Annotated in this window: 10 protein-coding genes; 5 read left to right on the top strand and 5 right to left on the bottom strand. The window is 56.0% G+C overall.

What is annotated here, in order from left to right:
• Positions 1-66: 66 nt before the first annotated feature.
• Together JO972_RS14585 and JO972_RS14580 are read right to left on the bottom strand one after the other, a co-directional pair.
• Entirely contained in the window at positions 67-1,920 is a 1,854-nt protein-coding gene (locus tag JO972_RS14585; protein ID WP_309490809.1) for a sodium:solute symporter family protein, read from the bottom strand.
• A 9-nt stretch (positions 1,921-1,929) separates the two neighbouring features.
• Positions 1,930-2,226 (bottom strand): DUF4212 domain-containing protein, encoded by a 297-nt coding sequence (locus JO972_RS14580; RefSeq protein WP_309490808.1) that lies wholly within the window; start codon positions 2,224-2,226, stop codon positions 1,930-1,932.
• A 139-nt stretch (positions 2,227-2,365) separates the two neighbouring features.
• On the opposite strand from JO972_RS14580, the gene sufT reads away from it, so the two are divergent.
• Complete coding sequence (gene sufT / locus JO972_RS14575; RefSeq protein WP_309490807.1) at positions 2,366-2,911, top strand: putative Fe-S cluster assembly protein SufT; 546 nt, start codon at positions 2,366-2,368, stop codon at positions 2,909-2,911.
• A gap of 89 nt (positions 2,912-3,000) precedes the next feature.
• On the opposite strand, the gene JO972_RS14570 is transcribed toward sufT, so the two are convergent.
• Both JO972_RS14570 and JO972_RS14565 read right to left on the bottom strand, forming a co-directional pair.
• Positions 3,001-3,756, bottom strand: coding sequence for a S1 family peptidase (locus JO972_RS14570; protein WP_309490806.1), 756 nt, complete (start codon positions 3,754-3,756; stop codon positions 3,001-3,003).
• Between the two features lie 30 nt (positions 3,757-3,786).
• Positions 3,787-5,829 (bottom strand): PDZ domain-containing protein, encoded by a 2,043-nt coding sequence (locus tag JO972_RS14565; protein ID WP_309490805.1) that lies wholly within the window; start codon positions 5,827-5,829, stop codon positions 3,787-3,789.
• Positions 5,830-6,117: 288 nt separating this feature from the next.
• Here JO972_RS14565 and JO972_RS14560 point away from each other — a divergent pair, with 288 nt between their 5' ends.
• The 3 genes from JO972_RS14560 (at position 6,118) to JO972_RS14550 (ending at position 8,351) form a co-directional block, all read left to right on the top strand.
• Entirely contained in the window at positions 6,118-6,606 is a 489-nt protein-coding gene (locus JO972_RS14560; protein ID WP_309490804.1) for a hypothetical protein, read from the top strand.
• 197 nt (positions 6,607-6,803) lie between these two features.
• Positions 6,804-7,505 (top strand): hypothetical protein, encoded by a 702-nt coding sequence (locus JO972_RS14555; protein ID WP_309490803.1) that lies wholly within the window; start codon positions 6,804-6,806, stop codon positions 7,503-7,505.
• Positions 7,506-7,517: 12 nt separating this feature from the next.
• On the top strand, positions 7,518-8,351 hold the full coding sequence (locus tag JO972_RS14550) for a hypothetical protein (protein WP_309490802.1): 834 nt from the start codon (positions 7,518-7,520) through the stop codon (positions 8,349-8,351).
• Between the two features lie 8 nt (positions 8,352-8,359).
• On the opposite strand, the gene JO972_RS14545 is transcribed toward JO972_RS14550, so the two are convergent.
• Entirely contained in the window at positions 8,360-9,142 is a 783-nt protein-coding gene (locus tag JO972_RS14545) for a thiazole synthase (protein ID WP_309490801.1), read from the bottom strand.
• A 244-nt stretch (positions 9,143-9,386) separates the two neighbouring features.
• Here JO972_RS14545 and JO972_RS14540 point away from each other — a divergent pair, with 244 nt between their 5' ends.
• Positions 9,387-15,149 carry an alpha-2-macroglobulin family protein gene (locus JO972_RS14540; protein WP_309490800.1) on the top strand — a complete coding sequence of 1,921 codons (5,763 nt, stop codon included), beginning with the start codon at positions 9,387-9,389 and terminating at the stop codon, positions 15,147-15,149.
• The last annotated feature ends 10 nt before the right edge of the window (positions 15,150-15,159 follow it).

Below are 15,159 nucleotides of genomic sequence, written 5' to 3'. Positions count from 1 at the left end.
GACAACAAGGCCACAACCCACTGATTTTGAGCGGTTGTGGCCTGTGAGTTTTTTCACCGAAAACACTCAATGCACCACCGGCGGCGTGTCGTTTTCGTCTCCAGGTGCAGAAACGGGTCTCCGGATGCGGTCAACCATGTGTTGAATGTGCTCCGGAGGAGCCGGTGTGAAGAACCTAACAACCAGTGCGATTGCGAAGTTCACCAACATACCGACAAAGCCGATCCCCTCAGGCGAGATGCCCAAGAACCATTGGTCCTTGGTGCCACCCAGGAATTGGAAATAGATGATGTAGCTGATGGTAAACAAAATCCCGCAGACCATGCCGGAAACAGCGCCTTCCTTGTTCATGCGTTTATTGAAGATCCCCATGAGCAAGGTGGGGAAGAACGATGAGGCGGCGAGACCGAAGGCAAAGGCCACGGTTTTCGCGATGAATGCCGACGGCGGGTTGATACCAAAGTAGGTAGCCACGCCGAGTGCGACGAAGGAAGCGATGCGGGCGTAGTTCACCTCCTCCCGATCGCTGAGGTCCGGCTTAATGATGTTCTTCATCAGATCGTGTGAGATCGAGGTGGAGAGCACCAGCAGCAGACCTGCGGCGGTGGATAAGGCGGCAGCAATGCAGCCGGCCATCAACAGAGCGATCACCCATTTGGGCAATCCCGCCATGGAAGGATTGGCCATCACCATGATATCGGTGCCGAAATAGAGCTCGTTGGGATTAGTCATATCGGGCTTCAGCGCGAGGAGGCGTTCACCATGTTGCCCCTTCTGTAATGATTCATCGGCATCGGCGGGCGGGTATTTCGGTTTGCCGTTGTCGCTGACAAAGACGTTATTATTGGGTTTGCCGGCAGAGGAGGTTGCCGGGCCATGGATATTGATGATGCCATCGTTGTTTTTATCGACCCAAGCCATTTGACCGGTCGTTTCATATTCCGCCAACCACGCGGGAGCTTCGCTGTAGGCGGTGTTGTTCAGTTTCTCGATCAAGTTCACCCGCGAGAACGCACCAATGGTGGGAGCGGTCAGATAGATCACCGCGATAAATGCCAGCGTCCAGCACGCGGATTTGCGCACCGCCTTGACATCCTTCACGGTAAAGAAACGCACAATCACGTGGGGCAGTCCGGCGGTGCCACACATCAGGGCGGCGGTGATGCAAAACATATCGATTTTGGACAGCGATCCATCGGTGTATTTGGAAAAGCCGATGGAGGTATTGATGTTATTCAACTTTTCCAAGAAGGGCACCGGTGTGGCATCGCCCTGGGTGTAGTTTCCGATCAGTCCAAGCTGCGGGATAAAATTATTGGTCAGAAGAATCGCAATAAACACCGCGGGAATGGTGTAGGCAAAGGCCATCACGCTGTATTGAGCCACCTGGGTGTAGGTGATCCCCTTCATTCCGCCCAAACCCGCGTAGAGAAACACAATCGACGCCCCGATGATCACCCCCAGAGGGATGCCAATACCAAAGAGCTGGGAGAAAACCACCCCCACGCCGCGCATTTGCCCCATAATATAGGTCATGCAGATGAAAATCGCGCAGAGCACGGCCACAAATCGAGCGGTCTTGGAGTAAAAACGGTCGCCAATGAAGTCAGGCACGGTGGATTTCCCGAATTTACGGAGAAACGGCACCATGAGCACGGTCAGCAGCACAAAGCCGCCGGTCCAGCCCATCAAAAAGCGCGAGCCATCGTAACCGGAGGACGCTACCACCCCCGCCATGGAAATGAAGGTGGCCGCCGACATCCAGTCCGCGGCGGTGGCCATACCATTTGCCAAGGGAGAGACTCCCCCGCCTGCTGTGTAATATTCCTTGGTGGATCCGGCACGCGACTTAAATGCGATGCCGATGTAGAGCGCGAAGGAAATGCCGATGAATATAAAATTCCAGGTATCTTGGGTCATGGGGAAAAATTAGTGATGTTCCGGTGACTGGTAACCGCTGCGCTCGTCCAAGCGGTTCATCAGAAAACTATAGGCAATCAGGAGCAGCACGAAACAGATGATCGATCCCTGCTGAGCCATCCAAAAACCGAATGGAGCATTACCCACTTTGGGGAAATGGACATCCAGCCAATCGCGAAACAGGATCCCGCAGCCAAAACTGACGATGAACCAGATCACCAGAATGCAGCTGAGAACGGTGATGTTTTTTTTCCAATATCGAGAGTCCTGATCGGGACTCGGGCCAGAAGGTATATTCTTACTCATATATTTAATAACTATCACACATGCATACACGGGGGCTGATGGGATGGGAATCGGGAAATCAAAAAATACTGACACCACAGGGAGCCATCCGAGCTTCGCATGAGTTGACAAACAGGCGGGCGCGTGGGATCAATCCGGCATGCAGACTGAGATCATTACCAATCGCGAAATCAACGCCGTCCAGATTCCCAGCGGTGACCCGTTCACGCTGCCGGCAGGAACGGCTGTGATTATCACCCAGACCCTCGGCGGCTCCTACACGGTGGCCACCCAGTCCGGACTGGCGCGCATTTCCTCCGACGACGCCGACGCCTTGGGGATTGATCCCAATGAAAAAGCCAGCAGCAGCACCGGAGACGCCCTTCCCTCCGATGCCAGCCAAGAAGATCAGGTCTGGCACCAGCTGAAGCAGGTTTACGATCCGGAAATCCCGGTCGACATCGTCAACCTCGGCCTGGTCTACGACTGCTCCATCTCCGAGCAAGACGGTAAAAACACGGTCGATATCAAAATGACCCTGACCGCCCCCGGCTGTGGCATGGGCCCGGTGATCGCAGCCGATGCGCAGGCACGTGTGATGACAGTTGAAGGCATCGACGAAGCCAATGTCGACCTCGTTTGGGACCCCGCATGGAACCAAGACATGATCTCCGAAGAAGGCCGTATGAAGCTCGGCATGGTCTAAGCGACCGATCTTCACACAACCATTTAACGAAAAAGAGGCAGCCGATCATGGCTGCCTCTTTTGTTTTGATAGTGGGATGAAAAGCGAAACTACTTCGCCAATTCAGCCTGCTTGGTTTTCGCCTGATCCATCACCTTGCGGATGTATTTGGCGGGCATAATCACAGGAGCAGCGCCGGTGTTCTTGATCGCCACGGAAAGGCCGATGAAATCGCCCGAGGCGTTGAAGACAGGGTTACTCATCGAGATACCTTGGCAGATGTAGATCATGCGGGGGCGCTCGACGATGGCGGCTACGGTGGCAATGTTCACCCGAGCGACGGAACGCAACTTCTCGGGCAGACGGCCAATGGCAATCAGGTCATCCAACTGCTGGACGGTAACGTCTTTACTCACATCGAGAGGTTCGATGCTGAAGCCATCGGCATTCTCCCCTTTCGGATCGACCGCCACGAAGGCGACACCGAGGTCCTCATCGTGGAGCACCAGCTTGGCATCGTATTCCTCGCCGTCCGGGGTGATCAATTTCAGCTCGGAGAGTTCGGTTTCGACGGTAAGCCCCGGACGTTTTCCGAGGCTGGCAGAGACATCGGGTTTCAGGGTGCGATAGGCCACGGCGATCAGATCATCGGCGATAACCACACCATTAGTGTGCAATTGCTTATCCTGACTCCCTGCCGGCTTGCCGTTCATGCTGGCCTCGATTTTCAGCAAGCCACGGACACCGATGACGGAAGGGGCCTTATCGGTAAATACCTGACGGGCCTCGGCCTTGAAGTCCGCTGAGGCGGGGGCGATTGCAGCAAGAACCAAGCCTGCTGCGGCGATGAGTGGGTGTAGTTTCATAATCGTTGTTCGGTTGAATGATGGTAGATGTTACTTTTTCCAGATGGGGTGGATTTCGACGAAACGTGTCAGCTTTCCTCGTTTGACCAACAGCACGATGTAGTCATTTTGCTTCGCCTCGATGTCAGCCAGTTCCTTTTCCAGCATCTCAAGGGAGGTGACCTTTTTCCCGCCGATGTTTAAAATCACATCGCCGCCAGCCAGCCCTGCGAGAGCGGCCCAGCCGGCACGCTCAACACTGTCAACGTATACTCCACGATCGATCTCGGCCTCATCCGCATTGTCCTTGGCCGGAGCGCGCAGGGTGCACTCGAGGGTCTTGTTGATCAGCTTGCGATACTCTCTCGCCGGCTTGGGGGCCGGTTCCAGCGGACATTTGATTTTCTTCGTCTGACCGGCGCGAACGACATCGAAGACAATCGTCTCGTCCACCGGATACTCGCGAATCAAGCTCTCGAAGACATCGCTGTCGCTCTCACGGCTGGCGCGGATCACCTGACCGTCGGCCTTGAGAATCAGATCTCCTTTTTCAAACCCAGCCTCCGCGGCTTTGGACCCGGGAATAATCTGGGTAATGCGCACCCCCTTCTTCCCTGCGATACCTAACAAGCTGGCAAGCTCTTTGGTAATCACCTGCGTCTCCAACCCGATCCAGGCGTGCTGGGCGGCGGTGGAGTTTGAAGTGTTCGGTCCCTTGCCCAGCTCCACGATCGTAGCTAACAGCTGTCCCTTGCGTTCAAATTCCACAATGGTATCCACCGCGGCCTGCTCGCTGCTTCTTTGGCTCAAGCGATCGGCGGTGATTTTTTGCAAATCGGCCAGCGTTTTGACCGCTTGTTGATTGACCATGAGAATGAGATCTCCCGGTGCCAGGGAGGGTTTCGCCGAAGCGGATGGGCCTGCCTTGCTGATGCTGGAAACACGGACGCCGTCGGTATTTTCCCGCTTCAATGCCAGGGCACTGCGCTGGGTGAGATCGCGCGCGGTGATGCCCCAGGCATCGAGAGCCACATCCTTGCCCCGTGCGCTGGATCGCTCCACGGTGGTCAATTTAGTGCTGTGCTCCTTGCCATCGCGAAGATATCGGATTTCCACCTCCTTACCGACCGGCGTGCCGAGCTCGATGCGGTTGAAAAGCGGCAGGTGCTCGGGTGCCGAGGCATCGACCTCGAAGCCATCGAAGCGAATGATCACATCGCCGGCCTGGAGGCCAGCGCGATCGGCCGGAGAATGTTTCACCACCGCACCGGTCAGCACCCCGGTTTCATGCTGTTGAGATTCCAGACGGGGCTGCATCATCAACCCGGTCCATGATCGGCGGACCTTGCCGTGTTCGATCAAATCATGCGCCACCTGCTTGGCGATATCTGCGGGAATTGCCCCGCCCAGCGAGCCGAGACCGATTTCATTCACCCCGATGATTTCCCCGCGCAGATTAACCAAGGGACCACCGCTGTTGCCAAAGTAGATGACTGCATCGTGGCCGATCCAGCGCACCAGCTCGCCCACCGTCTCACCATCCTGTTGCAATCCTCGGGAGTTCCCGGGGGCAATCATTTCCAAATTAGCCACCACCCCCAGGGTGACCGACTGAGACACGCCCGCCGGCGAGCCCATGGACATCACGGTGTCACCGACAGATAGAGTCTCAAAATCGCCAAATTTCGCCACCGGCAGAGGTTTCATGCTCTCAGGCACCTGATCCATGTTCATCTTGATCACGCACAGATCGGTCTGCGGATCGGTGCCGACCACGGTGGCATCGACTTTGGCCTTATTCGATAGCCTGACCCACACCCGCGTGCCGTTGCCTGCGACGTGATGGTTGGTCAGAATGTAGCCGTCTTTGTGAATGATGGTGCCTGAGCCGGTGCCTCCGGTCTTTTGCATACGACCATCTTTCGCACTTTCCATGATCACATGGATGCGCGCGAGTGAGGGGTAGACTTTGGCAATGGCGGCATCGATGACCGCTTGGTCGCTGCGCGCGACAGAGTCCGTGACGGCAGGATCGGCCATGGTCGAGAGACCACCCAAAAGAAAAACGCCGAGGGAAAAAAGATGCTGTTTCATAATATGCACGAGCTCCGTGAATCATCATGGTCACGGCCTGTGCAAAGGTCAGCGGACGCAGTGGGGCGATTTGTTTATTGGAATCTCTCGAGACTGGTTGGGACGATAGGGATACCAGTTCCAGCAGTTTCATTAAGGCTAAAATTCCATGCTCATGCTAAAGACTTAAAAGCATGAGAAACAATCACTTCATCACGGTTGACACATCTGGCATTTGGAGGCAAGTGGCACAGGTGTTGCTCGTTGGAAAGCGAGTGCAACACGCTAAAACCCGATCCATTTGTCGCCATGCCGAAACAACCGTCTAAAACTACCAAAAAGGTCGCCAAAAAAGCGACAGCGAAGAAAACCGCTAAAAAGACAACGAAGAAGACAGCCACGAAAAAAGTGGCTAAGAAAGTGACTAAAAAGGTCGCCAAAAAGGCCACCAAGAAAGTCGCGAAGAAGGCCGTCAAGAAGGCCTCTAAAAAAACAGCTAAAAAGACCGCTAAAAAGGCTGCAAAAAAATCAATCAAGAAGACGGCCAAGAAAACAGCGAAGAAGGCCTCTAAAAAGACCGTGAAAAAGGCCGCCAAAAAAGCAGCGCCCAAAAGCATCCAAACGGAAGTGCCCACTGAAACAGTGGCCGAGCCCACAGCGGCCACCGCTCCAAGTCTCGAAGACATTCGCTACACCGCCTACCTGAATTACAAGGCACGCGAACAGGAAGGTATCTACGGTGATGAACTGGGCGACTGGTATCATGCCGAAGCCCGCCTGAGCCAGACATCGGTCTAATCATCACAACAACCACCATCAGCCGTCCTCTCCACTGCGAGAGGGCGGCTTTTTTGTGGAAACATGGGCATGTCTCCCACCACGGCGCTGCGATTTCATGAAAACATCATCCTGTCTTCATCATCCCTTCGCAAAGCTGGGGCAGCTTAGGAACCACTGGCCCACCAAACCAGCCTGATCACCCACTCGCAGTCACCGTGCACCCTCCCCTTTCCCACTCCATCCAAGCCCTCTGCCAGGGACGGCGCGCGCTGCTGCAAGAATGGTTAATGGAAAAACCACTGAGCTCACTGGCATTCTGCATCCCGGCGGTCGTCCTCGGCTGCGGATTGTATGGCTTCACTCTGGGGCTCTGGCAAGGGGGGCGCATGGGCTGTTATGTGGCGGTCAAATTTCCACTCGTGATTTTTGCCACTCTCTTGGTGAACGGCGTGCTCAATGGCATGTTGGCGTTGGTGTTAGGCAGTGGTATTTCCTTCCGCCAGAGTGTGCAGTTCCTGCTCGCCGGCTTTGCCCTGATGGCCGTCATTCTCGGATCGCTAAGCCCCGTCACCTGCTTCATGGCACTGCAAGCCCCGCTGCCGGAACATCCGGGGGCGAAACAATGGCACAGTGCCCTGCTGCTGATCCACACCCTGGTCATTGCCTACGCGGGAATCATCGCCCACCGCTCATTGTTGGGCCAGCTGCGGGACTTTGCCAGTTCTCCGAAGCTGGGCACACGCACGTTTTTCGCCTGGCTGGCGGGGAACCTATTTGTCGGAGCCCAGATATCCTGGATCATGCGCCCCTTTTTCGGGTCGCCCGGACTCGCCGTCCAGTTTCTCAGAGATGATCCGATGGAGGGCAGCTTCTACGAAACCCTCTGGCGAGCCTTCTTACGTCTCCTCGAATTCTAAACTACAAGCATCATGAACGAAACCACACCCACACCTCCCGCCCAAGGCCTGCAGCTCCCGCCACCCGCACCAGATCCCGATTACCAAGCGATGGGGCAACATGGATTCTCCCAGATCTTAAACTATCTTCTCAAGAAACCGCTCAGCGTGATTCACGAGATCAACCATGGCGAGCGCAGCCCGCTGCCCGCCCTGCTCGTCATCACCTTGGTCAGCCTCGCTATTTTCGGATTGGTGCTCGGCATGTTCAGTGCCGGGGCGCAGCTCTGGGCCGCTCCGGTCAAGGTGATAGGCGGCGTGCTTTTCAGCGGACTGATCTGTCTGCCCAGCCTGTATATCTTCGGGGCACTCGGCGGCATGGAAACCACGGTGCGTCAGATCATCGGGTTGATGCTCACTTTTCTCGCCATCACCTCCTTGTTATTGGTTGGCTTCGCTCCCGTCGTCTGGCTCTTTTCCACATCGAGCAACTCGCTGGTGTTCTTCGGCTTTCTCAGTCTCACCATCTGGCTAATCAGCCTGGTCGTGGGTCTGCGGATCATTGGCCGTGCCAGTAGCAGCATGGGGGGAGGCAAAGGTGGTTATCTTCACCTCTGGGCGGTGATTTTCACGGTGGTGACCCTGCAGATGCCCACCACCCTGCGCCCAATCATCGGCCCCTCTGAAGATTTTCTGAACTTGGAAGAGAAACGTTTCTTCCTCGTGCATTGGTTCGAGACCATGCAGTCCGGCGCGATCGAGGAGGATTCGGAGGAACGCAAGACGGACGGCAGCCCAGCCAATCCGGATCGCACATCCAGCAAGGCTAGCTCAGCGCCGGAGACCAATCCCTATTTGGAACAATGAAGCTGTTTTCAATCGAGAAAGCCGGTGAGCGGACTGGTCGCGGAGGCATGATCGATGATCTCAGGCAGCCCCATTTCATAGGCGGCACGACCCGCTTCCACTGAAAGTTTGAAGGCCTCGCCCATACGGACAGGATCCGAGGCAATCGCCATGGCTGTATTCACCAGCACGGCATCGGCGCCCAGCTCCATCGCTTCCGCCGCGTGGCTCGGCGCACCGAGTCCGGCATCCACCACCACAGGGACGGTCGCTTGATCGACAATGATGCGGATTTGATCGCGGGTGACCACACCTTTGTTCGATCCGATGGGAGCTCCGAGCGGCATCACTGCGGCGGTTCCCACCTCTTGCAATCGTTTCGCCAAGACCGGGTCGGCATTGATATAAGGCAGCACGGTGAACCCTTCCTTCACCAGAATCTCGGCCGCCTTGAGGGTCTCAATCGGATCGGGGAGCAAATACGTTGGGTCGGGATGGATCTCCAGCTTCACCCACTTCGGCAGGCCTGCGGTGACCGCCAGGCGAGCCAAACGCACCGCCTCATCCGCATCCATAGCGCCACTGGTATTGGGCAGCAGCAGGTATTTTTCCGGATCGATAAACTTCAGAATATCCGCCTGGGGGTCATCACTGCCAGTGAGATCCGCGCGGCGCAGAGCCACGGTGACAATTTCCGTTCCACTTGACGCCAAGGTTTCACTCATCAATTCACCGGAGGCAAACTTTCCAGTGCCTGCCATGAGTCGGGAGGAAAACGTGCGGTCGGCGATTTTCAGCGGCTGATTTTTCATCGGGCGAGACCTTAGCGTGCCGCCCCTACCATGCAAGCGCTAGGATGCGTCATTTGTCCTCAGCGTGCATTTCTCTGCTAGTCAGCGTTGTCAGACAACTTTGTTTCATTCTCTTTGAAATAATTTCAGATTCATCCGTCGTAACCATTAGAGCATACTCATGAATGTTTTTTTATGCGCGTGCTCGGGATTCTCTTATCCTTGCCAGCCTCGATCGATCCAAACCTCCAACCTCCTGCTTATCATGACACCTTCACTTCGCGCTATTTTCGCACTTAGCCTACTGCTTTCCAGCCTCGTCTCAGGGTTACAAGCTGCCACGACACTACGCATTTCCTCTTCCCGCCTGGTTCCGGAATCCAAATATCAGATTATTTTCGATCGCGCGGTGGTCGCCGACGACCAGGTTGATCAAATGGTAGCAAACACCATCATGAAAATCACCCCGGAGCTGGCAGGTAAAATTCATTGGAAGGCCTCCAACATTGCCGAATTCATCCCCGATGGACCACCGAAGCTGGGGCAGACCTACACCTTTTCCCTCCACCCCGGCCTCACCGATCGTGATGGCAAGGAGGTGCCGGCCACCAAGTTAAAAACCATGGCCACGGAGCCATTTCGAATGCAGGGGTCGAGACGGCGTGGCAACTCGCTCGATTTCACACGCAGCCCGAGCTATTACGTTTATTTTAACGATGCGGTGAGCCCCGACAAGACCGCTCGGTTTTTCGTTTTCAAAAACAAGGCGGGCATGATGGTGGCCGCTCAAGTGCGCCGAGCCACTTGGGGAGATATCAAATCCCGCTACTACCGAGGCAGCACCTGGCAGGCTCGCTTTGAACAAGCACGAACGGGCAAAAAAGCGGCACTTCCTGACGATCTCAGTCATGAAATCCCCAATGCGGTGATGGTCAGCCCGGTCAACCCTCTGCCCGTCGGCGACAACTGGTATTTGCACGTTCTCCACAATACGCCCAACGCATCAAACACCGCCAAGGTCAGTAACGCCGGGAGTATATACATCGGTGATGTCGATCCCTTCGAACTTCGCAGCGTCGTCCCCTACATCGCAGCCAACCAACCACGTGAGCTGCATATCAATTTTAACTCCTATCTCCCAACCGAGATCACCCAAGCGCAACTTGCCAGTGTGGTGCAAAGCGAGCCGAAGATCAAAAATGCCAAGTTCAAGGTGCTGGGAAAAACGCTCATCGTCAGTGGATCGTTCAACGATCAAGATGCGTGGAAGGTCACGATCAACCCCAGCATCACCTCCCGCAATGGACTGACCATGGCGAAACGCATCACCCGTGAAGTCAAATTCAAACACCTCCGCAGCGGACTCGCACTGCCAGGTTTTGATTCGGCTCAATACGCCAAGGGCAACCGTCTCTACGCCCTCGACACCGTGAACCTCGCCTCGGTGCGCATTCGCGTGAAACAACTCACTCCTGATAACGCCGTGCGCACCATGCAGGGCTACCGCCACTACACCGGCAACGGCCACAACAACAGCGAGATCAGCCCGGAAACGCCACTGCCTTACTCTTTGATCAACGGCAAGACGGTTTACGATCGCACCGTCTTCCTCGACAACCCCATCGATACCTCGCGCGATCTTCATATCGACTGGAATGAGGTGTTGCCCAAGGGACTGAAAACGACCACTTTTTTTGTCTCCATTGAAGGCACCGCCAAGGGAAAGGCCCGGGGCGGAAATCGTGTCGCCCAATCCTTCGTGCAGCTCACAGACATCGGCCTTTGTTGGAAATTGAATCATAAGGAGGCTCTGATCTACGCCTTTTCTAACCACACCGGAAAACCTCTCGCCAATGTGGAGCTCCAGGTGTTCAACGAGGATGCGCAGAAAGCGGTAACCGCCACCACTGATGCCAACGGCATTGCTCGCGTCCCACGCAAGCAGACCGACCGCCACCTGCGCGCCACCTTGGGCAGCGACTGCTACATCATCCCCTTTGACAAGACACTCAGCACCGTTGCCCTCTGGCGTTTCCCTGTGGACACCGAGTGGAATCATCTCAAGGGCTGGAAACGCACGGCCAAGATGTTCACGGATCGCAATCTTTACCGTCCCGGTGAGACCGTGCAGCTGAAGGGTGTCGCCCGCCGCTATCTGGATAACCAAATCGAACTCACCGCAGGAAAAACCGCCCAGCTACTGATTAGTGACAGCGCTTCCCGCGTCCTGGTCGATCAAACCATCACCCTCTCGGAAAACGGCACCTTTGATCACACGTTGAAGTTACCTGTGGAAACCGTCGGTCGCTTTACCGCCAAACTCGTCTTCCCGGAAGACCCCGCGCATGCCGATGAGAACAGCTGGCAGGCGGACCAATATCGGATCTTCCGTCACCATTTCAATGTGCAGGAGTTCCGCCGCAATGCCTTTGAGGTGTCCTCGAACATTCCCGCAGCGGACCCAGGAGCCAAAAACATCACCGTGAATCTGAACGCCGATTACTACCAAGGGCAGGCTGTGAAAAACGGCAATATCGATTGGTATTTTGACGCCACCCAGACCGGCTTTTATCCGGAAAAATTCCGCGACTACCTGTTCGGCGACCACCGAAAGTATGATCCATGGTATTGGAGTCATTACTTTGGCTACAGCGATGACAGCACCCACCGCGGCAGTTCGGACCGCAGCGGTAAAGGCAACTTGGACGAGCATGGCAAGGCCGCCATCTCAATGGAGCTCCCCAAGCTCACCTTCCCCACTGCCCTATCCGTCAGCGTGCAGTCAGAAATCACCGACTCGCGCGACCAGACTCTCACCACACAAACCAGCACCACGGTCCACCCTGCGGACACCTATATCGGGATTTCCCGCGTCGATCGCTTGGTGCGCGTGGGCGAAGACCCGAAGCTTGAACTGATCGCGGTCGATCCCCAGGGCGAACCACGGCAGAACGCCGTCACCGTCACCGCCACCATCGAGCGCGAGTTCCATGAAGCGGTGAAAATCAAATCAGCCGACGGCAAGGTCTCGGTGAAAAACACCAAGAAGAAAGAAGTCGTCAGCGAGCAAGAAATCACCATTGAGCCGAACACGCCGATCACGCTTCCCTTCAAGGCCGAACACAGTGGGCGCCATCTGATCACCTTGAAAGGCAACGATCAGAACGGGCATGCCTTTTCCACCGCCAGCAGCATCTGGATCTACGGCAGCAAGGAGTATCCTTGGGCAGTGCAGGATGGCATGAAAATCAAACTCGTGCCGGAAAAAAAACGCTACACACCCGGAGAAACAGCCCGCATCCTGGTGATGACGCCAATCGAGGGAACCGCACTGGTCACCGTGGAACGTGCCGGAGTGCACCGTGAGTATCGTCGCGAACTGAAGGCTGACAACCCAATCATCGAGATTCCCCTGACCGACATGGACGCGCCGAATGCCTACGTCTCCGTCGTGGTGATCCGCGGTGCCAATGCCAGCCCACGCAAACACAAAGAGCCCGCCTTGAAACTCGGCTACTGCACCCTCAACGTCACCAATGTCAAAGACCGCTTAAAGGTCGGCCTGGAAGTCATCGGCAGTCAGCACCGCCCCGGCGAAAATACCGAGGTGACGGGAACAGTCACCCTGTCCGACGGCTCACCGGCAGCCGGAGCTGAGGTTGTTTTCTATGCCGAGGATGAAGGCACCCTCGCCGTGGCAGGATACCAGACTCCGAACCTGATGGACTTTTTCCACGCACGCCGCCCCCTGTTAGTCGATTGCGGAACGTCTTTCTCCACCTTCATCGCCGAGAACCCGGACGATCGAAACTTTGGCAACAAGGGCTTCACCATCGGTGGAGGTGATGCAGATCCGTTTGCCGCAGGGCCTGTTGCCGACGATGTGAAGCTACGCAGCGATTTCAATCCCTGCGCCATCTGGTTGCCTCGAGTCACAACAGACGCCGAGGGCAAGTTCGTGGCCACGATCAAAAACCCCGATACCCTGACTCGCTATCGCGTGATGGCGATCGCTCTGCACGGAGCGAAAAAGTTTGGTCATCAAAGCAGCAGCTACATCGTCGACAAACCTCTAATGTTAGAGCCAGGAACTCCACGTTACGCCAGCGAAGGCGATGCCCTATCGCCCAAGGTGCTGGTGCAAAACAATTCCAAGTTCGAAGGCACTTGGGAGATCTCGTTAGAAACGGATAGCCTCACGGTTCCAGACCATGGCAGTCAGACTGGCAGCGCTCAGCATACACTTTCGAAAACCGTCACCCTGAAGCCAGATGGAGCTGCCACCGTTTACTTTGATGTCCGTTTCGTCAACACCGGCACCACCCGCTGGGTGTGGTCCGCCGTGCCCGTGAAATTAGCCGGTAACACCTCACTCACCCCCGCTCTCGCCAAGGACCTGTCCGACAAGGCGGAGAGCAAGTTTGAGGTTACCTTCCCTGTTCCCACCATGCGTCAGGTGGAGTTCATCACCATGAACAGCGGCCATCGCCACGACCTCCTTAAAAACATCCAGCCAGAGCTACTGGGTGGCCGGGGCCATCTCGATTTGGAATTCTCCAACTCGTTATTGTTAGAAGCCGCTGGAGCTGCCGATTTCCTACTAAGATATCCTTATGGCTGCACCGAGCAGACCACTTCAGCCATGATGCCTTGGTTTGCCGCACGTGATCTCCAATCCACCGTGCCTGGTTTCACAGACAAAACCGAGGCCGACATCAGCAAAGCTATTCAAATGGGAGCAGATCGCCTGCTCAGCATGCAGACCAGCGATGGTGGACTATCCTACTGGCCGGGCGGGAAAAAATCACTCGACTGGGCCACCGCCTACGGAGGGATGGGCCTGATCATGGCGCAGAAAAACGGCGCGCAAGTGCCGCAGAGCGCCATCGACCGATTGGCAGTCTGGATGACTAAGTATGTGAAAAGACAACAGTCCACGAAAGACCATGACCGCCGCTGGACGGACGAAACCCACGCCCGCACCCTGTATGTTCTGGCCCTCGCCGGAAAACCGGAACTCGCCCTGCAGAATAAGATGCTCGATAGCCGTGACCACCTCAGTCCCTCGGCACGTTGTTTCCTCGCACTGGCTTTCTATCACTCCGACGATAGTGATGTAAACCGCGCCACCGCGCTTTCACTGATCCAGAATGTCAAAGCCCGCGAACACAGCACCCATTGGATGCGCCACCACGCGGACGAGGCGCTGCAGGTGCTCGCTTGGTCGGTGATCGCACCCAGCGATTCACGCGTGCATGTCGTGATGAAGGACATGCTGAAAAGCCGTAACCCATACGGCCATTGGCGCACCACCTGGTGCAACGCATGGGCACTGCAAGCCATGGCAGCCTACGCCCGGAATGTCGAAAAAGATCGCGCACCTGCCACCTTACAAATCGTCAGTCAGGGAGAAACCAAAACCATCACATTGGATGCGGATCAGGCCACCCAGTCTATGCGCATCCCCATCATCGGCGACATGAAACTGATCGCCAGCAGCAACAACACCGCGCACACCAACATCAAGGTGAACGCAAAACCGGCGCTCGCCCCCACCGGCCCCCGTGGCCATAACGGCATGTCGATTATCCGCCGCTACGAACGCATGCTCCACGATGGCAGCACGCAAGCACTGGGACAACCCCAGGTCGGAGACTTGGTGAAGATCAGTCTGGAAATCACCTTCTCCACCGCCTTGGAATACGTCGTCATCGAAGACCGACTGCCCTCCTTGTTCGAAGCTGTGAACAATGACTTCGCCAGTCAACAATCCAAATTCCGAGGAAACTCCGATTACCAGTGGAGCATTGCGCATAAGGAGCTACGTGCTGATCGGGCATCGTTCTTCGTGAATCGTTCTTGGAGGAACGGCACCCGCACCGTGTCCTACCTGGCACGGGTGACCTCCGCAGGCACCGCCACCGCTCCCGCAGCCAAGGTCGAGTGCATGTATGATCCCGAGCAGATCGCGATCAGCGATAGTGCCAAACTCACGACCTTGAAAAAGGAAACCGTGGTCTCGAAGTAAACTCGATCCT

The organism is Oceaniferula flava (assembly GCF_016811075.1).
GTDB lineage: Bacteria > Verrucomicrobiota > Verrucomicrobiia > Verrucomicrobiales > Akkermansiaceae > Oceaniferula > Oceaniferula flava.
The sequence above is the reverse complement of the archived record's forward strand: the minus strand, read 5'-3'. Positions and strand labels throughout refer to the sequence as shown.

Bases quoted from the DNA above. Each gene is read 5' to 3' on its own strand.
- JO972_RS14560 (WP_309490804.1), top strand. From the start codon at position 6,118: ATGCCGAAACAACCGTCTAAAACTACCAAAAAGGTCGCCAAAAAAGCG.
- JO972_RS14565 (WP_309490805.1), bottom strand. From the start codon at position 5,829: ATGAAACAGCATCTTTTTTCCCTCGGCGTTTTTCTTTTGGGTGGTCTC.
- JO972_RS14585 (WP_309490809.1), bottom strand. From the start codon at position 1,920: ATGACCCAAGATACCTGGAATTTTATATTCATCGGCATTTCCTTCGCG.
- JO972_RS14540 (WP_309490800.1), top strand. From the start codon at position 9,387: ATGACACCTTCACTTCGCGCTATTTTCGCACTTAGCCTACTGCTTTCC.
- JO972_RS14545 (WP_309490801.1), bottom strand. From the start codon at position 9,142: ATGAAAAATCAGCCGCTGAAAATCGCCGACCGCACGTTTTCCTCCCGA.
- sufT (WP_309490807.1), top strand. From the start codon at position 2,366: ATGCAGACTGAGATCATTACCAATCGCGAAATCAACGCCGTCCAGATT.
- JO972_RS14570 (WP_309490806.1), bottom strand. From the start codon at position 3,756: ATGAAACTACACCCACTCATCGCCGCAGCAGGCTTGGTTCTTGCTGCA.
- JO972_RS14550 (WP_309490802.1), top strand. From the start codon at position 7,518: ATGAACGAAACCACACCCACACCTCCCGCCCAAGGCCTGCAGCTCCCG.
- JO972_RS14580 (WP_309490808.1), bottom strand. From the start codon at position 2,226: ATGAGTAAGAATATACCTTCTGGCCCGAGTCCCGATCAGGACTCTCGA.